The sequence below is a fragment of the Robinsoniella sp. KNHs210 genome, from assembly GCF_000686105.1.
GTDB classification, from domain to species: Bacteria; Bacillota; Clostridia; order Lachnospirales; family Lachnospiraceae; genus Robinsoniella; species Robinsoniella peoriensis.
The window spans coordinates 1795735-1817830 of record NZ_JMLZ01000002.1 but is presented as its reverse complement, the minus strand read 5'-3'; the positions used below and the strand labels follow the sequence as shown (position 1 = coordinate 1817830).

The following is a 22096-nucleotide window of genomic DNA, read 5'->3' as shown; positions in this document are numbered from 1 at the left end:
TACAACTATATGACATTTATATGCAATATACAGCATTGTAAATACAATACAAAGTTGTATTGAAGGAATACAGATGGAATAAAATATACCAAAAACAGGAGGGGAATATGGAACTGGAATTGAATATGGAAAAAATGAAGAGATTTATGCGTAATTTTTACATCACTACCGGAGTCCGCAGCGCGGTGTATGACAGTAATTATAGAAAAATAATTGCTTATCCGGAGAAAAATACCGGCATCTGCCAGCTGATGCACGAAAATGAAATCAGTAATATGGAATGCCAGAAAAGCAATATGAGAGCATTTAAACTCTGCAACAAGGCAGAAAATACTATCGTATATAAATGCCATGTGGGGCTGAATGAAGTCATCACACCACTTAAGGACAAAGATGTAACCATTGGCTATGTAATTTTCGGACAGATATCCAATGTAAAAGATAAAGAGTATCTTCTGCAATTAATTGAAGAAGCCTGTGCAAAATACAATATGCAGGATATTGACCTGAAGTCTGAGATGAAAAATATACACGTCAAAACTACGCAGGAGATATTGGCAATTGCCAAAATTTTAGAAGCCTGTACCTACTACATTATTTATAATGATATGATACGCCTCAGTAAAACAGATTTTCTATCAAAAATGGATCATTATATTGAGGGGCATATCAGTGAGACGATTACTGTTAATAAAATATGCAGTGAACTGGGAGTGAGTAAAACAAAGTTATATGAGATTGTCAATGACAGAGTGAAAAAAAGTATTGCCAGATATATTAAAGAAAAGAGAATCGACAGAGCAAAAATACTCTTGCGGGAAACGGAATTGTCCATTTCAGAAATAGCCCAAATGGTGGGAATCGGAGATTATAATTATTTTTGTGCTGTTTTTAAGAAAATGACGGGGTTAACAGCAAAAAAATACCGGGATAGAAAATAACAGAAAAAACTTTGAAAAAATTGTAAATATGGAAATACGCAAAGTTTTTTGGACATTTTATACTATAAATCAAATATGCAAACTGATATAATGCAAATAAGTTATACAGGACGTCACTGATAACAAAATAATTTAATATGGCTGGAGGTAAAATCTATGAAAAAGATGTTAAAAATGGGGATCACATTGGTAATGGCAGTAAGTTTTCTGACCGGATGCGGTTCAGGAACCCAAACGGCAGACACAGAAAAAACGGCAGACGCAGACAAAGAGGATACAGATACCGCACAGGCAGGGGATAAGGCTTCGGGAACGGAAAAAGCTTCGGGGGAAAGCGGAAACAAAGATATCAAATTAGGCTTTGTCTGTATGAATCTTGGAAATCCCTGGTTTGTTGAAGTAAAAAAAGGATTTGAGGATGCGTGCAAGGAACTTGGCGTAACCGGTATGGTTGTAGATTCCCAGTACGATGTTGACAAACAGGTAAGTGATCTGGAGAGTTTAATCAATGATAATTACAATGGTATCATGATCTCTCCCATTGACCAGAATGCGACCTCTGCGCTCATTGATAAGGCAAAAGAAAAAAACATTGCAGTCAGCTGTGTTGCCCAAAGCCAGGACAACGCAGATATGAGATATATTGTAAATGAATATGAATATGGCTCCATTATCGGTGAAAATGCAGCAAACTGGATTAATGAAAATCTGAAGGATCTGGATAAAGTTAAAGTCGCGATTATCTCTCAGGACAATGTTGAGGCTGTGATACCGAGAGGAGACGGTGTGCAGGAAACCCTGGAAAAGATGTGTCCTAATGTAGAGATCGTATCAAGACAGCCAGGGGATACACCTGAGGCGGGGATGAAGATTATAGAAGGTGTACTGCAGCAGACACCTGACCTGAATGTCGTAGCTGCTGTCAATGATTCAGGCGGAATCGGCGGATATCAGGCACTCTCTGCAGCAGGTTTTACCGGAGATGACCCGGTAGCGGTATTTTCTGGTGATGCAACGGATGAAGCTTTAAATGCGATGAAAGAAGAGGATACGATCTACCGTGGAACAGTTGATCTTTATCCCTACCGGGCAGGTTTTGAAAGTGCAAAGAAACTTTTTGAATATGTCCAGAATGGAAGACCGGCAGAGCAGGAGGATATCTTTCTGAAACCTGTGGCAGTTCCGCTAAATGATTTATTAGATGGAACTTATAAAAAATAAATCGTGAATCAGTAAGAAATGAGGGAGAGGATATATCCTCTCCTGAATCCGGGAGGTTTGAAATGCAGAACACAATTTTAAAGGTGCAGGATATTTGCAGATATTATCCTGGAGTTAAGGCTCTGGATGGGATTTCCTTTGAGATCGGACGGGGAGAAGTACATGCCATATGCGGAGAAAACGGTGCAGGAAAATCTACCTTTATTAAAATATTGACAGGGGCAAATGAACCCAGCAGGGGGATTATTGAATTTGAAGGTAAGCAGTATAAGAGACTGACTCCAAGGATGTCAATGGAACTGGGGATCAATGTTATCTATCAGGAGTTCAGTCTCGTTCCGTTTTTGTCTGTAGCTGAAAATATATTTTACGGAAGAGAAATCAAGAAGCACGGAGTACGGGATATTAAGGCAATGAAACAAAAAGCACAGGAGTTGTGCGGGGAAATGGGAGTAGATATCGATATCAATGCTCGGATCTGTGATTTGGGTATTGCTTATCAGCAGATTGTTGAGATCTTAAAGGCGGTCTCACAAAAGTCCAAATTTATTATCATGGATGAGCCAACTGCACCGCTTACCGTAAATGAGACACAGATATTTTTCAGGATCATTGAGAAGCTTAGAAAAGACCAGGTAACCATTGTATTTATTTCTCACAGGCTGGAGGAGGTATTCCAGATCTGTGACCGTGTGACTGTATTCTGCGATGGAAAATATGTTTCCACTAAAAAGGTATCAGAAATCACTCAGAAGCAGTTAATTTCCAGTATGGTTGGCAGGGAACTTGCGGATGATTATCCGGTACCCCGCCGTAATATAGCAGAGGAGACCATCCTGAAGGTAAATAACCTGTGTAACCAGAATCTGAATCATATTTCCTTTGAACTTAAAAAAGGTGAAATTCTAGGTTTTGGGGGATTGGTGGGCGCGGGGAGGACAGAACTGGCAAGGGCTATCTTCGGAGCAGACAGTATTTCAGAAGGGACAATAGAGCTAAGGTGCAGTCCATACGTCCCCCACACGCCTAAAACAGCATTAAAAGCAGGAATTGGTTTAATACCGGAGGATCGCAAGAATCAGGGGTGTGTGCTGAATTTGTCCGTGAAAGAAAATGCATCATACAGTATCCTGAAAAAGTGTTCCAGGGGAATGATCATATCTGCAAAGACAGAAAATGAATACGTGGAAAAATACATAGGAGAATTGAATATTAAAACTCCTTCGAAGGATCAACCCGTAAAAAACCTTTCTGGCGGCAACCAGCAAAAAGTAGTGTTGGCAAAGATGCTGGCTACCAATTGTGATGTACTGATCTTTGATGAACCTACCAGAGGAATAGATGTTGGCGCAAAATATGAAATATATTCCTTAATGTGTAAATTGGCGGAACGTGGAAAGAGCATCATTATGATCAGTTCAGAGATGTCAGAGCTAATCGGAATGTCAGACCGGATTCTGGTAATGGGAGCCGGGTGCATAACAGGAGAATTAAATAAATCAGAATTTAAGCAGGAGACTATCCTTGAGATGGCATCCGCGGTATAAAGCTTTAGAACGTGTCTTAATAATCATTGCATCCGTCTGGTACAAGCATTTTTCAGACACGCTACAGGAGGAGACATAATGAGTAAGAATAAAAGAGCAACAGCCATATTGCTGAATTATGGGATTTTGGTTGTTTTGGTTATCATGATCGGTATTTTTGCATTGGCATCCAGCAATTTTTTTAAGTTTTCAACCATGTTTACCATACTAAAACAGGTTTCCATTACCGGAATAATCTCGGTGGGAATGACCTTCGTTATGCTGACCGGAGGCATTGATTTATCGGTAGGATCTATAGCAGGGGTGTCAAGCGTTACAGCTGCTATGCTGATGCTGAATAAGGTTCCAATTTTTTTGACCTGTATTCTTGTATTAATAATTGCCGTTTTTTACGGTGCAATCAACGGTTTTTGCGTTACCAGACTGGAGATGCCGCCGCTGATTGCCACGCTTGGACTTCAGACAGCGCTCAGGGGGCTGGCGTATATTGTAACCGGAGGTCTGCCGGTATTTGGCTTCAATAAAGCCTTTGGTAATTTTGCAACAGGAACGGTAGCCGCGATCCCATATCCGGTGATACTGGTGATCCTTATTTTTATCATTGCAATTTATGCACTGGAGAAAATGACAATCGGACGTTATCTGTATGGTGTGGGAGGCAATGAAGAAGCTTCCAGATTGTCCGGTATCAATGTAACCAGGATTAAATTATTCGCGTATGCAATAAGCGGTTTATTGGCCGGAATTGCAGGTCTGGTACTGCTGTCCAGAACAAATAGCGGACAGCCCTCCGCCGGAACGAATTATGAGATGGATGCGATTACGGCGGTTGTTCTTGGAGGTGTAAGTCTCAGCGGAGGAGAAGGAAAACTCTCAATGGTTATCATTGGCGTATTGTTAATGGGAATTCTGGGAACCGGTATGATTATGCTAAATATCAATGATTATGTACAGCAATTAGTGAAAGGACTAGTTTTGATTGCGGCAGTTGCATTCTCTTCCTATTCCAAACGGGTCAGAAGTAAAATGATTGCCGCATCTTAAAATGTACTATAAATGAAAAGGCCGTAAACTGCCTGTGCTGCAGCGCTGGCAGGACATAAGGGAGCCGGTGAAGTCTTGCCGGATTAGGAGGAAAAATATGAAACGTTCTGAAGTAAATAATATCATACAATACGCCGTGGAACTGATGGAGAAGAGAGGTCTGCCGCTGCCGCCATTTGCAAAGTGGGGTCCTGAAGAATGGAAGATGGCAGGAGCGGATGAAAGAGAAATTATAGATAATATGCTGGGCTGGGATATTACCGATTTTGGAAGCGGGGATTTTGAAAAGATTGGTTTGACCATCTTCACATTTCGAAACGGAAGCTTACGGGATAAAGAAACTTATCCCAAGCCTTATGCTGAAAAACTGCTTCTTGTAAGAGACGGACAGATACTTCCTTATCATTTTCACTGGAGCAAGATGGAGGATATTATTAACCGCGGAGGAGGAGATCTTGTGCTGACACTTTATAACTCCAATGAAGATGAAGCGTTTGCGGATACAGATGTATTAGTGACAATTGACGGACAAAAAAAGGTCGTACCGGCTGGTGGAAATGTGATTTTAAAGCCGGGACAGAGTATTACCCTGAAGCCGGGGCAGTATCATACCTGGCAGGGTATACCCGGAACCGGTGATGTGCTGTTATTTGAGGTTTCATCTGTGAATGATGACCGTGTCGATAACCGGTTTCACACGGCTGCCGGAAGACTGCCTGAGATTGAAGAGGATGAACCTGCAAAATATTTGATCTTTAATGATTATGGCAAGATTTGATACTACTGGCAGAAATTTTTGCATCCTGTATAAAAAACAGATTAAATTCTCATGCTCCATATGAAAACAGATTTAAAATTCCATTTCCACGCAAGACAAATAAAAAAGTTATGATATAATCCTCTTATCACAGAAAAATAGGAGATAATGGTTATGTGGAAGCAGAGAAAAAATATTTTAATTGCCGGATGCGGACGTTTCGGAGCTGGCCTTGCCGGGGAGCTGTCCAGGGGAGGCAGCCAGGTAGTAATTATTGATCAGGATCCGGAAGCATTCCGAAAACTGCCGTTGGATTTTAACGGAGTCCAGGTGCTTGGAAATGCAGCAGATCCTGATATATTGGAAGAGGCGGGCATGAAAGATGCCATTCAGGTAATTACCGCTACCAATGACGACAATATCAATTGTATTGTGGCACAGATGGCAAAACAGATCTATGAAGTGGATACTGTTTTTGCAAGACTGGAGGATATGAAAAAACAATGCCTCCTGGATTTTATGAAAATTAAAGTAATATGTCCCGTAAGTCTTTCCATCAAAGAATATGATCATCTGACCTGCAAACCGGCATCATAAATGAGGGTCTTGCAACGAATTTTAATAAAATACATACAAAGAACTCTTTTTGTGCATAATAAGCAGAAAAACAAAAGGAGTTCTTTTTATGTTGGGAATATTAATTGCACTTTTATCCGGAGCCCTGATGAGCGTACAGGGTGTTTTTAATACGGACGTAACGAAAAATAGCAGTCTTTGGGTGGCAACCAGCTTTGTACAGTTTTCAGCATTAATTGTTTGCCTGATTGCTTGGTTTTTTACCGGACGGGAAAGCTTTGGGGCGATTTTACAGGTTCCGAATAAATTTGCTCTGCTGGGCGGTGTAATCGGAGCTTTTATAACAATAACTGTAATTAAGAGTATGGATTCCCTTGGACCGGCAAAGGCAGCCATGCTGATTGTAATTTCTCAGCTCATTGTGGCATATGTCATTGAATTGATGGGGATATTCGGTGTGGAAAAGCAGCCTTTTGAATGGCGGAAGCTCTTAGGAATGGGCGTTGCAATCGTAGGAATTGTAATATTTAAGTGGTAATTTAAAAATAGCTATTGTAATCGGGGAGAAAGTTCGTTAAAATATAAGAGATTGCATAGGGGGCCCTTACATCAAAATGATGAAAGGGGATTATGTAATATGAAGTTCAGAATCAAATGCTTAGGCGCCTGCATCCTGCTGAGTGTACTCCTTTTGACCGGATGTCACGATAATGATATGCCTCTGGTTCTGGAGACAGAAACCATAGGGACAGAAGAGACAGGCAGTCAGGATCAGAGTAACCGTCAAAGCGAAGAGCAGCATACGGACGTACAGATAAAGACTGAAATTTATATAGATGTGAGCGGGGCGGTTTTAAACCCCGGAGTCTATGAGCTGCCTTCTGATGCCAGAATTTATGAAGCAATAGAAAAGGCCGGTGGACTTCTTCCCGATGCAGATAAAGACTCACTGAATCAGGCAGAAAAGCTGAGTGACGGGCAGAAGATCAGAGTTTATACATCAGCAGAGGCCGAAACAATGGCGCAGGCTGAGATACCTGCAGCCCCCGGGGCACCAGGAGAAACCAGTATTGTGAATTTGAATACAGCCGATGAGGCAGGACTTATGACACTGCCCGGAATAGGAGAAGCAAAAGCGAAGGATATTATTGCATATCGAACAGAACAGGGTGGTTTTAAAAGTATAGAAGAAATCAAGAACATCAGTGGAATCAAAGACGCAGTATTTAATAAAATAAAAGATAAAATAGTGGTTTAATAAGGAGAATGAAGCATGGGAAAGAAAGTATTAGTTGTTGATGATGAAAAGTTAATCGTAAAAGGGATTCGTTTCAGTCTGGAGCAGGATGGCATGGATGTAGATTGTGCATATGACGGAGAAGAAGCGGTCAGACTTGCAAGAGAGAATGAATATGATATTATGCTTTTAGACGTCATGCTTCCAAAGCTGGATGGATTTGAGGTATGCCAGCAAGTCAGGGAATTTTCCAGTGTTCCGATTGTAATGCTAACTGCAAAAGGTGACGATATGGATAAAATTCTGGGATTGGAATATGGAGCAGATGATTATATCACAAAGCCGTTTAATATTCTGGAGGTAAAGGCAAGGATCAAGGCAATCATCAGGCGTACGGCTAAAAAGGCAGAGGCATCGACCAGAGGCAGAATGGTTGAAGTAGGTGACCTGGTATTAGACTGTGAAGGAAGAAGAGTCAGCATAGCCGGGAAAGAAATTAATCTTACGGCAAAAGAATTCGATGTCCTGGAACTGCTTGTATTTAACCCAAACAAAGTATACAGCAGAGAAAATCTTCTGAACATCGTATGGGGATATGAATATCCGGGCGATGTAAGAACAGTGGATGTACATATCAGACGTTTGCGTGAAAAAATAGAGATAAATCCAAGTGAGCCAAAGTATGTTCACACAAAGTGGGGCGTTGGTTATTATTTTCAGCATTAGTTTTCAGACACATTTTCAGACAGGCTCTGGAGCAGGGCTGTGAAGAGGGGACGAGGCATCTGTGTGCATCGTCCCTGCTTAGAAAAAACGAGGGGATTATGAGACGTGCGAGGGATTTTTAACAATAAATTTATCAAGAAATATGCCAAGAGCCTTCAAGTGCGCATATTTGTAATTTTCTGTCTGGTTGGAATGCTGCCGATTATGGTCCTGAAATTCGGGATTCTGAAAAGCTATGAAAACCAGTCTATTCAGCAACGGGGGAAAATGGTTCAAAACCAGTGCAATAATATTGCGGACCAATTAAGCGATTCGATGTATTTTAAGGGGAATTCATCGCCTGTCATTGATAATGAACTGGCACAACTGGCAAATCTGTACAGCGGACGTGTGGTTATTGTAAATAATCAACTGCGGGTCATCAAAGATACATACGGGATTGACGAGAAAAAATTTATCGTATCAGAGGAACTGATCAAGAGTTTTAAAGGGGAAGATACCCTCCATTATGATAAAGACGGAGAATTTATCGAAATGACCGTCCCTGTAAAAGATGCAGTTACCAAAGAATTAATCGGCGTTATGATTGTAAGCACGCCCACTCAGGATATTAAAGATGCAAGGGATTTATTAGGCAGACAGGTATTCGTACTGCAGATTGTTTTGGCTCTTTGCGTTATTGGAATTGCATTCTACACATCCAAGATTCTGGTGCGTCCATTTGGTAAAGTGACGCAATCTCTGGAAGAGCTTACCGGGGGATTTCTGGAAGACGATATCAAGCTTTTAGACTATACGGAGACACAGCAGCTGTCGGAGGCATACAATAAAATGCTGGGCCGTATGAAGGCGCTGGATGATTCCAGGCAGGAATTCGTATCCAATGTCTCCCATGAGTTAAAGACACCCATTACCTCCATGAAGGTACTGGCTGATTCTCTTCTAATGCAGGAAGAAGTTCCCAATGAACTGTACAAGGAATTTATGACAGATATTGCAGAAGAAATTGATCGGGAAAATAAAATTATCAACGATCTGCTTTCATTGGTTAAGCTGGATAAAAAGGCTTCGGATCTGAATATACAGCCAACAAATATCAATGAATTATTAGAGCTCATTTTAAAAAGACTGCGGCCCATTGCAGCAAAACGCAATATCGAGCTGGTTCTGGAAACTTTCCGTCCGGTATCGGCAGAAGTGGATGAAACAAAGCTGACTCTTGCAGTATCTAATCTTGTAGAAAACGCGATTAAATATAACAAGGAAGGCGGATGGGTTCATGTGTCCATCAACGTAGACCATAAGTATTTTTATGTGAAAGTAGAGGATTCCGGAATGGGTATACCCGAAGAATCCCAGGAACATATTTTTGAACGGTTCTACCGGGTGGATAAATCACATTCAAGGGAAATCGGAGGCACGGGTCTTGGTCTTGCTATTACAAGAAATGCAATACTAATGCACCGGGGTGCGATTAAAGTATACAGTAAAGAGGGAGAAGGGACGACTTTTACCGTTAGGATTCCTTTGAATTATGTAGGATAATGGGGAGATACAACATGAAGAATTTCTTTAAACTATTGCTGATTGCAGCAGTGCTGCTGGCTTTGTCCGGATGTACAAAAAAGATGACAGAGCAGGCAAATCTGAAGATTTACTGTACAAACAGCGAAGGAACAAAACTGGTAGAAGAAAATTATAAGGCTTCCTCTGCCAACCCGGAAGACATGATCCGGGAGATGCTGGATAAGCTAAAGGCTGATCCGTCTCCAATGGAGCATAGAAGTGCTATCCCAAAAGATGTTCATATTGCGGGGTATCTGCTGGAGGGTAAACAGCTGATCTTAACATTTGATGATGCTTATCAGAAAATGAACAATGTAACAGAAGTGCTTATGAGGGCTGCAATAGTGAAAACCCTGGTTCAAATCGAAGGCGTGGATGATGTAGTCTTCAAGATCGGTGACCAGGAACTGATGGACGATACGGGTAATCCTATTGGTCCAATGAATGCAGACACCTTTATCGATACAAAAGGAAAGGGAATCAATTCCTATCAATATGCGTCACTGACATTATATTTTGCAAATGAAGACGGTACCAGGCTGGTAAAAGAGATGCGTAATGTGCATTACTCAACAAACACAACCCTGGAAAAGGTAGTTTTGGAACAGTTGATTGCAGGCCCGGTTAATACAAAGCTTCAGCCCGTTTTACCCGCTAATACGAAAGTGTCGAATGTATTGGCTGATAAGGAAAGCTGTACCATTAATTTTGATGAAAGCTTTAATAAGATTCTTTTAGACAGGGAAATTTTACCGGAGGTCACGATTTATGCCATGGTTAATTCAATCATTGATTCCTGTAAAATTACCAGAGTCCAGATGCAGATAGGTGGAAATGCCGAAGTGCAATACCGGGATAAGATTAGTTTCAAAGTGCCGTTTGAACGGAGCAAAGATATTATCATGCAGGTAGAGGGTACGAAACAAGAGAGTACCGTACCTGACAGCCAGACAGATACGGATATGACCGGAACAGAAAATGATTCCAGTGTTCATGAACCAACCATGGGGATTGATCCAAATCTGAAGCAGGAAACGGATACCACAAAGGAGAGTGACAAGTGACAAGAAGACCGCTTTGTGTCATTTGTTTTCTGGTAATCGGCTGGCTGCTGGTCAGCGGGAAGTACGGGATGAATGAAAATTCATCCTGGACCTCCCGGCTTTATGACAAAAAAATAACCGTCACAGGCCGGCTTGTGAAACAGGAACAAAGCGCCACATCAAATCAATTATATCTGAAAAACAATTCTATTATTTATCAATCGAAATCTTATAAAATTCCAAAACAAAAACAAATTCTTATATTTACCGACGATGTAACAATGTATAAAGCTGGCAGTTTACTAAAAGTAACCGGGATCTGCCGGGAAATGGAAGAGCCGGGAAACCCGGGACAGTTTGATTTAAAAAAGTACTATGAAATTAAAGGAATCCTGATGGTTCTGAATAAGGGAAAAGTGAATAATACCGGCAGTAAGTATTGGCATATCCGGCAGTTTCTGTGGGATCTGAGACAACGCTTTAAACGGACGTTTCTTCAAGTAGCAGGGGAAGAAAATGCCTCTGTACTGACCGCAATGCTGCTGGGTGAGAAAAAGGAACTGGACCCGGAAGTGAAAAGCTTATATCAAGATAACGGGATCGCTCATATTTTGGCTATTTCCGGTCTGCATATCTCCATGCTGGGAATCGCTTTACACAAACTACTGCGCAAACTGGGGATTTCCTGGTACATATCCGGGGGAGCAGCAGGAATTACGATGTGTGCATACGGCTTGATGACGGGATTTGGCGTTTCCACCACCCGTGCGGTTATCATGTTCCTGATGTACCTGCTGGCGGGGATTCTGGGCAGGACTTATGATATTGTGTCAGCACTTGCGCTGGCTGCGGTAATGATTTTAATAGAGAATCCGCGGTACCTGACAGATGCAGGCTTCTTATTATCTTTTCTGGCAGTACTTGGTGCAGCTGTACTGGCACCTGTGATGCGGGAGATATTCTCCTGTAAAAATAAACTGCTGGAATCATTTCTGGTCAGCATGGCGATTCAGCTTACAACGGTTCCCATTGTGTTATACTTTTATTTTGAAATCCCCCTGTATGGAGTAGCTTTAAACCTGATCGTGATCCCGCTGATGAGTCTCGTATTGGGATTTGGCATTGCAGGCGGTATAGCTGGTCTTATTTCTATTCCGGCGGGTATCTTCCTGATCTCCCCCTGTTATTATATATTAGGACTGTATAAATACCTCTGTGTTGCGGTACTGCAGCTGCCATTTGCAAAAGTGATCATTGGAAAACCCCAAGTATGGCAGATTATTTTATATTATCTTATTTTACTGGCCTTATGTCTGATTAAACAAAATAAACAGTATGGAGAGGTTGTAAAGTGGGTATGGGGAACAGCATTTATGTTCTTTCTGATTTCCAGACAGCCCATAACAGGGATGAGAATTACCTTTCTGGATGTGGGTCAGGGGGATGGCATCTGTATCCAGGCGCCCGGAGGAATAAATTGTCTCATTGACGGGGGCAGCAGTGATGTAAAACTGGTAGGGAGTAAAAGGATTGAGCCCTTTCTTAAAAGCCGGGGGATTCAGGAACTGGATTATCTTTTTATCAGCCATATGGATGCCGACCATATAAATGGAATTATGGAACTACTGCAGGCATATGCTTTAAACTTAGCAGGAGATAATGCGTCCGGAGTGTCAATCCGGCATCTGATCTTGCCAAAATTGGCAAAAAAGGATGAAGAATATCTGGAAATTGAAAATTTAGCGAAAAAAAATAAAATAAAGGTTCTATATTTTCAAAAAGGTGATAGAATTTTAAATGGCAGGTTTTCTTTTTCCTGTCTTCATCCTTCTGGGAATGCAAATTCGGAAGACAGAAATGAAAATTCTATGGTATTGCAAATGACCTATAAAAATTTTCGTATATTTCTTGCAGGAGATGTGGAAGGAAAGGGAGAAGAAGAGTTAATGGGATCAAAGGAATTGAAAAGGGCTGATATTTTAAAAGTTGCACACCACGGTTCAAAAAACAGCACACCAGACGCCTTTCTGGATAAAGTTCGTCCCCAGATAGGTATCTTGTCCTATGGAAAAGAAAACCGTTATGGACATCCCCATGAAGAACTTCTGAATCGTCTTCGGATGGCCGGGGTGACTTATTATTCCACCACGGATTATGGAGCCCTGGAAGTGACCAGTGATGGCGAAGAAATGAATATTCACGGGATGAAAAACCCAAAAAAATCAGATAAGTAAAATTTTCAAAGAAAAATAAAGGAAAAAACCATTTTTTGCGGAATATATTTAGTATGAGAATGTTAGAGCGTGTTTGAAAATTCATTTGGAACGAATCACCCAAAAAGTGAGACACACAGCTGCCGGAAAGCAATTTCAAACACGATCTGGAAAAGGAGGAGACAGGTGCTGACGATCAGAGAAAAAGCAGAACTTAGAGAAGAACAGATTTTTAGTCCCTATGCATCTTTGAGTAAGAACTCCAGGGGCCGGGACAGAGATGAACCACAGTGTGATATCCGTCCGGTATACCAGAGAGACCGGGACAGGATTTTGCACTGCAAGTCTTTTCGCAGGCTGAAACATAAGACACAGGTGTTTTTGACTCCCTTGGGAGACCACTATCGGACCCGCCTGACTCACACGCTGGAGGTTTCCCAGACGGCAAGGACGATTGCACAGGCATTAGGGCTCAATGACAACCTGGCAGAGGCAATTGCCCTGGGACATGACCTGGGACACACTCCTTTCGGACATTCCGGAGAAAGTGCGTTGAATGAAGTCTGCCCGCTGGGATTTGCTCATTTTGAACAGAGTGTGCGGGTAGTGGAGTTACTTGAGAAAAAAGGAAAAGGATTAAACCTTACCTGGGAAGTGCGGGATGGGATTTTAAATCACAGAACCGCCGGTGATCCAAACACACTGGAAGGAAAAGTTGTGCGGCTTTCGGATAAGATTGCTTATATTAATCATGATATTGATGATGCAGAGCGTGCCGGTATCCTTCGGGAAGAAGATATTCCACTGGAGTATCGGGAGATTTTGGGATTTACCATCCGGGAAAGGTTAAATACCCTGATTCATGATATTGTAAGAAACAGTGAGGATAAAGCGGATATCATTATGTCACCTCATATAGAAGAGGCAATGCAGGGGCTTAGGTCCTTTATGTTCAAGCACGTTTACCGCAATCCAAAAGCTAAGGGAGAAGAGGCAAGAGCCAGGAATATGCTGCAGGAATTATACTATTATTATTCCAGGCACCTGGAAATGCTGCCAGGCGAATATCTCGAGCTGATTGAAAAAAGAAATGAAAGAGAAGAGCGGGTTGTGTGCGATTACATAGCTGGTATGACAGACCAGTATTCCATAAATAAGTTTTCGGAGCTTTTTATTCCGAAGTCCTGGCAGGTGTAAGGAGAGTTAAAATGTTTTATTCAGATGACATGATAGAAGAAATAAGGTTAAAAAATGATATCGTTGATGTAATTTCAGGATATGTAAAACTGCAGAGGAAAGGGAGTTCCTATTTCGGACTGTGTCCGTTCCATAATGAAAAGTCTCCCTCCTTTTCAGTAAGCCCGGCAAAACAGATGTATTACTGCTTTGGCTGCGGAGCAGGTGGAAATGTATTTACCTTTGTTATGGAATACGAAAATTACACCTTTCCGGAAGCTGTAAAATTTCTGGCTGACCGCGTAGGTGTGGATCTGCCGGAGCAGGAATATAATGAAGAAATGAAAAAGCAGCAGGATTTAAAAAGCCGTATTCTGGATTTAAATAAAATGGCTGCTAATTACTTTTATTTCCAGCTTCGCCAGGAGTGCGGCAGGCAGGCGATGGATTATCTGAAGGGCAGAGAATTAAGCGATGAGACCATCAAAGGATTTGGCCTTGGATTTGCAAATAAATACAGTGATGATTTATATCTGTATTTGAAAAAGAAAGGGATCTCGGACGAGCTGTTAAGCCAGTCGGGATTGATGAACGTGGATGAGAAACATGGAATGTATGATAAATTCTGGAACCGCGTTATCTTCCCAATAATGGATGTAAATGGAAGGGTGATTGGTTTCGGCGGCCGTGTAATGGGGGATGGAAAGCCTAAATACTTAAATTCACCGGAAACGAAGGTATTTGATAAGAGCCGTAATCTATATGGTTTAAACATTGCCAGAACATCCAGAAAGAAAAATCTCCTGGTCTGCGAGGGCTACATGGATGTAATCTCCATGCACCAGGCAGGATTCAAAAATGCGGTAGCTTCTTTAGGTACGGCGCTGACGACTCAGCATGCGAGCCTTTTAAAGCGGTACACAGAAGAGGTAGTACTAACTTATGACAGTGATGAGGCCGGTCTGAAAGCGGCACTTCGGGCTATTCCGATATTAAAAGCAGCGGGACTTTCAGCAAAAGTGCTGGATATGAAGCCATATAAGGATCCGGATGAATTTATCAAAGCTCTTGGAGCAGAGGCTTTTCAGGATCGAATTGATCATGCAGTAAACAGTTTCTTTTTTGAAATAGATGTGATGCAAAAGGGTTATAATATGGATGACCCGGAAAGCAAAACCGATTTTTATAATCAGGTTGCTAAGAGACTTCTGGAATTCGAGCAGGAACTGGAACGGGAAAATTATATAGAAGCCATTGCCTCCAGGTATCATGTGGGATTTGAAAATCTCAGAAAATTGGTTAACCGTATGGCTATGAAGAGCATTTCAGCACCGGAAGTAAAGCAGAGGCCGAAAAACCGGAATGCGGAAAAGGAAGATGGGATGCTGAAATCCCAAAAACTGCTGCTGACCTGGCTGATCGAAAATCCCGGTTTGTTTGCACAGATAAAACCATACGTAGGACCGGATGATTTTACCACAGAGTTGTATCATACAGTGGCAGGAATGCTGTTTGAACAGTATGAGAACGGTGCTTTAAATCCGGCAAAAATCATTAATCATTTTACAGATCCTGAGCAGCAAAGAGAAACCGCTGCACTTTTTAATACCAGTATCCGCGTTGAGACAAAAGAAGAAATGAATAAAGCACTAAAAGAGACAATCGCAAGAGTGATGAATAATAGCATCGAGTATAAGACCACACATCTGGATCCTACAGATATTGTTGGTCTTCAGCAGATTATCCAGGCAAAGCGAAGGCTTCAGGATATTGAAAAAGTGCATATTTCCCTGGATTGAGGACAGAATAGTAATCAGTACAGCATTGATTAGTAAGCCTGAGATCTCGGTGGAAGCTATGAAAGGAAGGATGCAGGATGGAAGAACAAGTACTGGATTTTACGGAAAAATTAAAAGCTTTATTAGCATACGCCAGAAAAAAGAAAAATGTGTTAGAATATATAGAGGTGCAGGAGTTTTTCAAAGGCACTGACCTCACCGAAGAGCAGTGCGAAAAAATTCTGGACTATTTGGATAATAATGGAGTAGACGTACTGCGTATCTCGGATGACGAAGAAGAACCGTTGATCTTAGATGATGAAGATGAGATCAATCCGGAAGAAATAGACCTGTCCGTTCCGGAAGGAGTGGGAACAGATGATCCCGTCCGTATGTACCTCAAAGAAATCGGTAAGGTACCATTGCTTACTACAGAAGATGAAATCCAGCTTGCTATTCGAAAAGAAGAAGGTGACGAAGCGGCGAAGCATCAGCTGGCGGAGGCTAATCTGCGTCTAGTTGTGAGCATTGCCAAACGATATGCAGGAAGAGGTATGGCTCTGCTTGATTTGATTCAGGAAGGTAATCTTGGACTGATCAAAGCAGTTGATAAATTTGATTACAGCAAAGGATATAAATTCAGTACCTATGCCACCTGGTGGATTCGTCAGGCGATTACCCGTGCGATTGCCGATCAGGCAAGAACTATCCGTATTCCGGTTCACATGGTGGAGACAATTAATAAAGTGATCCGCACATCCAGGCAGCTTGTCCAGGATCTGGGCAGAGAACCTAAGCCGGAGGAAATAGGTGAAGTGATGCATATGTCACCGGAGCGAGTGAGAGAGATTCTGAAAGTTTCCCAGGAACCGGTCTCTTTGGAAACTCCGGTTGGAGAAGAAGATGACAGCCATCTGGGTGACTTTATCCAGGATGACCATGTTGCGGTTCCGGCAGAAGCAGCTGCATATACTTTGCTCCGGGAGCAGCTGGTAGAAGTTCTGGATACACTGACTGACCGTGAACAAAAGGTATTATCCCTGCGTTTCGGTCTGGTGGACGGAAGAGCAAGAACCCTGGAAGAGGTTGGAAAAGAATTTAATGTCACAAGAGAACGCATTCGTCAGATTGAGGCGAAAGCACTGCGTAAACTGCGTCACCCAAGCCGCAGCCGCAAGCTAAAGGACTATTTGGATTAAGAAAGGAAGTTATCATATGCAGTTATCAAAAAGATTGTTAGCAGTCTCTGAAATGGTAACTTCCAATAGCCGCTTGGCGGATATTGGAACGGACCATGCATACATACCAATTTACCTGGTTGAGAATCAGAGAGTGCCCCATGCAATTGCCATGGATGTAAATAAGGGCCCCTTAAACAGGGCAAAAGAAAATATTGAACTTCATGGACTAAAGGAATACATAGAGACCAGGCTCTCCGACGGAGCAGCGGCACTACGGAATGGGGAAGTGGATTCTGTTGTTATCGCCGGTATGGGCGGAGGCCTGGTAATTAAAATACTGACCGAAGGATCAGAGGTTTTGGAAAGTGTAAAGGAGCTCATTCTGCAGCCACAGTCTGAGCTCGCTTTTGTGCGCCGCTTTTTACAGGAAAACCAATTCGCAGTCATTGAAGAAAATATGGTATTGGATGAAGGAAAATATTATCCCATGATGAAAGCGGTACATGGAAAAATGGATTACAATAGAGAGATTGATTTTAAATATGGCAGGCTCCTCCTGGAGCAGAAAAACGAATGTTTAAAATCCTTTCTGGATAAAGAAGAGAAGACTTATGAAAAAGTATTGGTAACTCTTCGGGGGAACGATGGGGATCACGCAAAACAGCGTTTCGCAGAAGTGGAACAGGAACTGGAGTATATTCGCAGAGCAAAGGAGGATATGGCATGACAGGAACAGAAATCATAGAAAAATTAGAGGAAATTTATCCGGCTTCTTATGCAGCACACTGGGACAACCCCGGACTGCAGGTGGGAAGAAGAGAAAAAGAGATTAAAAAAGTGTTTGTAGCATTGGATGCTACGGATGAAGTAATTGAGGCGGCAGTTGTTAAAAAAGCAGATATGCTGATTACCCATCATCCGATGCTTATGTCCGGAATGAAAAAAATTAATACAGATGATTTTATGGGACGAAAAATTATCAGGCTGATACAAAATGATATATCCTGCTTCTCAATGCATACAAATTATGATGTTCTGATGATGGCAGGTTTAAGTGCCGAATACTTAGAATTGCAGGATCCCTCCGTAATGGAAGTGACTTACCGGGGATATGAAGGCAATGCTGTCCGGGAAGAGGGATTTGGCAGGGTTGGAAGATTAAAAAAAGAAATGACCTTAAGAGAAGCCGGCGAGCTGGTCAAACAGGCATTTAGTCTGGATACGGTAAAAATATTCGGTGATTTAGACAAAATTGTCAGTCTGGCGGCAATATCTCCGGGATCCGGTAAAAGTATGATCACTCCGGCACTGTCATCCGGTGCCCAGGTGCTGATTACAGGAGATATCGGACATCATGAAGGCCTGGATGCAGTTTCCCAGGGACTTTCCATTATAGATGCGGGGCATTATGGACTGGAACATATTTTTATTAAACAGATGGCTGAATATCTAAATCAAATTTTCCCACAGCTGGAAGTGGAGCAGGAGTTTGTAAAAAACCCTTTTTATGTCCTTTTTTGATTGAAAGGATATACCGCCTTGTGATAAGATAGGAATACAGAGATAAAACTGGATTTTGAGACAGAAAGAAGGAGAAAAGTGTTATGGATGGTTATGGTTTTTTGTTGGATTTGGCGCTCATTTTATTGAGCACAAAGGTGTTGGGACTGATTACCAGGAGGTATCATATGCCTCAGGTAGTAGGTGCGCTGCTTGCAGGGTTGATAATGGGTCCCGCGATGCTGGGAATTCTGAAAGAAACTGATTTTATTCAGGCTACGGCAGAACTTGGTGTAATTGTGCTGATGTTCTGTGCAGGAATGGAAACAGATATAGAAGAGCTAAAGCGCAGCGGAAAAGCCAGCTTTGTCATAGCAGTGTTGGGGGTAATCGTACCGCTGGCGGGAGGGCTTGCAGTGGGTTATTTCTTTAACCGGCCGGGTGTTATTGAATCAGACGCAAATGCATCCCTGTTATTGCAGAACATATTTATTGGCATTATCCTGACAGCTACCTCAGTGAGTATAACGGTTGAAACATTGAAAGAAATGGGAAAATTAAAAACCCGTTCCGGAAATGCAATTCTGGGGGCAGCAATTATCGATGACATCCTTGGCATTATTGCATTGACAATCGTAACCAGTATGGCGGATACATCTGTAAATGTGATTTATGTTTTATTAAAAATCGTTGCATTTTTCATCGTGGCTCTGATAGCAGGATATCTGTTTTACCTGTTTTATAAAAAGTGGAGTGACCCTTCAGAAAGAGGGCTGCAAAGACATGCAATTGCGGCATTCGTATTCTGCCTGCTGATGTCTTACGCTGCAGAACATTTCTTTGGCGTTGCTGATATCACCGGTGCATTTATTGCAGGTCTTATCATGTCCCGGACAAAACGGGCTCAATATGTGGAAGCCAGATTCAACACCTTATCATATCTGATGCTTTCCCCCATATTTTTTGCCAGTATTGGAATAAAGGTGGAACTTCCGGCTATGACGGGAGAAATTATAGCATTTTCCGTGATATTGGTTATAGTGGCAATACTGACCAAGATCATTGGATGCGGAATTGGTGCAAAGGTATGTCATTATAAAAATTATCAATGTGCCAGGATCGGTGTCGGGATGATATCCAGAGGTGAGGTTGCACTTATTGTAGCAAATAAAGGTTCCAAACTGGGATTGCTTGGTAAAAGTTTTCTGGGACCCATTGTAGTCGTCGTTGTAATTACAACGATTATTACACCCATTCTGTTAAAGATCATATTTAAAAAAGGGCCGGGACCGGAATTGCCGCTCAGTGATTCTGCATTGGTAGATTCATTCGATAAAGTAATTTAATTCAAAAAAATTCATATAATACATATACAGGGTATTTATACAAGTTTTATTACAGAAAGGGGCAGGGGATAATATGGCTGAACAAATGGCAGTAGTAGAGTCAAGAGGAGAAAAGAAGAAGTATCCTTACGGTACCAGTTTCTACAAAATAGCAAAAGATTATCAACATCATTATGAACAGGATATCCTGCTCGTCATGGTAAATGGAAGACTAAGGGAACTTCACAGGGAATTAGAGGAGGATTGCCAGCTTACATTTCTGACGGCAGAGGATAAGATTGGATTTGACGCATACCGCAGAAGTATGATTCTTTTACTTCTAAAGGCAATCTATCATATGGGCGGCCATGCGAATATTAAGAAGGTCTGCGCCCATTATTCGGTAAGCGAGGGTTATTATTTTACCGTGGATGGGAAATTAAAGGTGGATAAAGAATTTCTCCAGCATGTAAAAGCTTATATGTTAAAGCGGGTAGAAGAGGATATTCCCATCACAAAAAGAAATGTCAGCATTGCGGATGCCAAACGCCTGTTCCGGCACTATGGAATGATAGATAAAGAAAAATTATTTAAATACCGTACGGTATCTACAGTTAATCTCTATGATCTGGATGAGTTCGAAGATTATTTCTACGGTTATATGGTATATAGTACCGGGTATCTAAAATATTTTGATATGCATCTCTATGACGAAGGCTTTGTTTTACAGTTTCCAACCCGCAGCCATCCGAGAGTTGTACCGGAATTCCTTCCGGAAACGAAAATCTTCCATGTTCAGAAGGAATCACTGAAGTGGGGGAAAATGCTGGATATTTCTACCGTGGGAGATTTGAATGAACGGATTGTCAATGGAGAGATTAATGAACTCATTCTGATTCAGGAAGCCCTGCAGGAGAAAAAAATGGGCGAAATGGCGGAACAGATTTTGAATAATCCAAGTAAACGTCTGGTGATGATCGCCGGTCCGTCTTCTTCCGGGAAGACTACATTTTCACACAGGCTATCGATTCAGCTGTCGGCACATGGTTTAAAGCCACATCCCATTGCCGTGGATGACTATTTTGTTGACCGGGATAAGACGCCGGTGGATGCAGAGGGCAAACACAATTTTGAATGCCTGGAAGCAATTGATGTGAAACAGTTTAACCAGGATATGAACGCGCTGCTTGCAGGAGAACGAGTAGAGCTGCCTCATTATAATTTCAAAACCGGCAAGCGTGAATATAAAGGAAACTATAAACAGCTGGGTGAAAATGACATTCTGGTTCTGGAAGGAATTCACTGTTTGAATGATCAATTGTCCCACAGCCTGCCAAGGGATAGTAAGTTTAAAATTTATATCAGCGCACTTACCCAGCTTAATATTGATGAACATAACCGAATTCCAACGACCGATGGAAGGCTTTTAAGGCGTATGATCCGTGACGCAAGAACCAGAGGAACCAGTGCAAAAGGAACAATCAGTATGTGGCCATCTGTAAGAAGAGGGGAAGAAAAATATATTTTCCCATTTCAGGAAGAGGCAGATGTGATGTTCAATTCAGCATTAATCTATGAACTGGCAGCACTGAAACTCTATGCGGAGCCGTTATTATTCAGTATCGATCCAGATGAGCCGGAATTTTTGGAAGCAAAACGTCTGTTAAAGTTTTTGGATTATTTTGTGGGGATGCCAAGTGAGAGTATTCCGCATAATTCTATCTTAAGGGAATTTGTGGGTGGAAGCTGTTTTAATGTATAAATGAAATGTCTGCATGTTAATGTATAAATGAAATACCTGCATTGACAAAAATAAAAAGAGATGGTAGAATACCCAAAGTAAGTAGAATAAATGGTCGCGGCTGGCAGACCGAAAGGTGCCAGACGAGGAAAGTCCGGGCTTCACAGGGCAGGGATGCCGGATAACGTCCGGTGGAGGCAACTCTAAGGATAGTGCAACAGAAATGAACCGCCAGTTTTACTGGTAAGGGTGGAAGGGCAGTGTAAGAGACTACCGCCTTTCTGGTAACAGAAGGGGCATATGTAAACCCCATCCGAAGCAAGACCGAACGAAAGCATATGGCGGCCCGTCAGCTTTAGGTAGGTCGCTGGAGCCTTTTGGCGACAAAAGGCCTAGATAGATGACCATTCACGACATAACCCGGCTTATCGTTCTGCTTATATTTAATAATATTTTAGATTGAAATGATTTGGACATAAAACAGCCGCAGGCATATTAATTGCCTGCGGCTGTTTTATGTCCGG

Annotated in this window: 19 protein-coding genes and 1 other RNA gene; all 20 read left to right on the top strand. The window is 41.9% G+C overall.

The features are described from left to right. Positions 1-107: 107 nt before the first annotated feature. Positions 108-941, top strand: a complete 834-nt coding sequence (locus tag CD03_RS0115005) for a PocR ligand-binding domain-containing protein (RefSeq protein WP_027294352.1) — start codon at positions 108-110, stop codon at positions 939-941. A 156-nt stretch (positions 942-1097) separates the two neighbouring features. Further along, the gene (locus CD03_RS0115000; protein WP_027294351.1) at positions 1098-2162 is read left to right on the top strand and encodes a sugar ABC transporter substrate-binding protein; all 1065 of its coding nucleotides are present in this window, start codon (positions 1098-1100) and stop codon (positions 2160-2162) included. A 62-nt stretch (positions 2163-2224) separates the two neighbouring features. Next, positions 2225-3709: a sugar ABC transporter ATP-binding protein gene (locus CD03_RS0114995; protein WP_027294350.1), complete on the top strand. Its 1485-nt coding sequence runs from the start codon at positions 2225-2227 to the stop codon at positions 3707-3709. A gap of 78 nt (positions 3710-3787) precedes the next feature. Continuing rightward, entirely contained in the window at positions 3788-4753 is a 966-nt protein-coding gene (locus CD03_RS0114990) for an ABC transporter permease (RefSeq protein ID WP_044289402.1), read from the top strand. 97 nt (positions 4754-4850) lie between these two features. Beyond that, positions 4851-5531, top strand: coding sequence for a D-lyxose/D-mannose family sugar isomerase (locus CD03_RS0114985; protein WP_027294348.1), 681 nt, complete (start codon positions 4851-4853; stop codon positions 5529-5531). A 153-nt stretch (positions 5532-5684) separates the two neighbouring features. Then, positions 5685-6107 (top strand): potassium channel family protein, encoded by a 423-nt coding sequence (locus CD03_RS0114980; RefSeq protein ID WP_027294347.1) that lies wholly within the window; start codon positions 5685-5687, stop codon positions 6105-6107. Positions 6108-6195: 88 nt separating this feature from the next. Beyond that, on the top strand, positions 6196-6624 hold the full coding sequence (locus CD03_RS0114975) for a DMT family transporter (RefSeq protein ID WP_027294346.1): 429 nt from the start codon (positions 6196-6198) through the stop codon (positions 6622-6624). Positions 6625-6723: 99 nt separating this feature from the next. Next, positions 6724-7344, top strand: coding sequence for a ComEA family DNA-binding protein (locus tag CD03_RS0114970; RefSeq protein WP_027294345.1), 621 nt, complete (start codon positions 6724-6726; stop codon positions 7342-7344). 15 nt (positions 7345-7359) lie between these two features. Continuing rightward, on the top strand, positions 7360-8049 hold the full coding sequence (locus CD03_RS0114965) for a response regulator transcription factor (protein WP_027294344.1): 690 nt from the start codon (positions 7360-7362) through the stop codon (positions 8047-8049). A gap of 159 nt (positions 8050-8208) precedes the next feature. Beyond that, on the top strand, positions 8209-9594 hold the full coding sequence (locus CD03_RS0114960) for a sensor histidine kinase (RefSeq protein WP_330377211.1): 1386 nt from the start codon (positions 8209-8211) through the stop codon (positions 9592-9594). Positions 9595-9608: 14 nt separating this feature from the next. Beyond that, the gene (locus tag CD03_RS33615) at positions 9609-10679 is read left to right on the top strand and encodes a GerMN domain-containing protein (protein ID WP_052377813.1); all 1071 of its coding nucleotides are present in this window, start codon (positions 9609-9611) and stop codon (positions 10677-10679) included. After that, positions 10676-12892: a DNA internalization-related competence protein ComEC/Rec2 gene (locus CD03_RS33610; RefSeq protein WP_052377812.1), complete on the top strand. Its 2217-nt coding sequence runs from the start codon at positions 10676-10678 to the stop codon at positions 12890-12892. The genes CD03_RS33615 and CD03_RS33610 overlap by 4 nt, the downstream gene beginning before the upstream one ends. 168 nt (positions 12893-13060) lie before the next feature. After that, a complete protein-coding gene (locus tag CD03_RS0114945) occupies positions 13061-14068 on the top strand; it encodes a deoxyguanosinetriphosphate triphosphohydrolase (protein ID WP_027294342.1) in 1008 nt (335 codons plus the stop codon). An 11-nt stretch (positions 14069-14079) separates the two neighbouring features. Next, the gene (gene dnaG, locus CD03_RS0114940) at positions 14080-15846 is read left to right on the top strand and encodes a DNA primase (RefSeq protein ID WP_027294341.1); all 1767 of its coding nucleotides are present in this window, start codon (positions 14080-14082) and stop codon (positions 15844-15846) included. 77 nt (positions 15847-15923) lie between these two features. Continuing rightward, the gene (gene rpoD, locus CD03_RS0114935) at positions 15924-17024 is read left to right on the top strand and encodes an RNA polymerase sigma factor RpoD (protein ID WP_027294340.1); all 1101 of its coding nucleotides are present in this window, start codon (positions 15924-15926) and stop codon (positions 17022-17024) included. 16 nt (positions 17025-17040) lie between these two features. After that, on the top strand, positions 17041-17733 hold the full coding sequence (locus tag CD03_RS0114930; RefSeq protein WP_027294339.1) for a tRNA (adenine(22)-N(1))-methyltransferase: 693 nt from the start codon (positions 17041-17043) through the stop codon (positions 17731-17733). After that, the gene (locus tag CD03_RS0114925) at positions 17730-18527 is read left to right on the top strand and encodes a Nif3-like dinuclear metal center hexameric protein (RefSeq protein ID WP_027294338.1); all 798 of its coding nucleotides are present in this window, start codon (positions 17730-17732) and stop codon (positions 18525-18527) included. Before CD03_RS0114930 ends, CD03_RS0114925 begins: the two co-directional genes overlap by 4 nt. Positions 18528-18610: 83 nt before the next feature. Further along, the gene (locus tag CD03_RS0114920) at positions 18611-19852 is read left to right on the top strand and encodes a cation:proton antiporter (RefSeq protein ID WP_027294337.1); all 1242 of its coding nucleotides are present in this window, start codon (positions 18611-18613) and stop codon (positions 19850-19852) included. Positions 19853-19925: 73 nt separating this feature from the next. Beyond that, a complete protein-coding gene (locus tag CD03_RS0114915) occupies positions 19926-21593 on the top strand; it encodes a nucleoside kinase (RefSeq protein ID WP_027294336.1) in 1668 nt (555 codons plus the stop codon). Positions 21594-21671: 78 nt separating this feature from the next. Further along, positions 21672-22016: RNase P RNA component class A (gene rnpB, locus CD03_RS36695), an RNA gene on the top strand. Positions 22017-22096 lie beyond the last annotated feature (80 nt).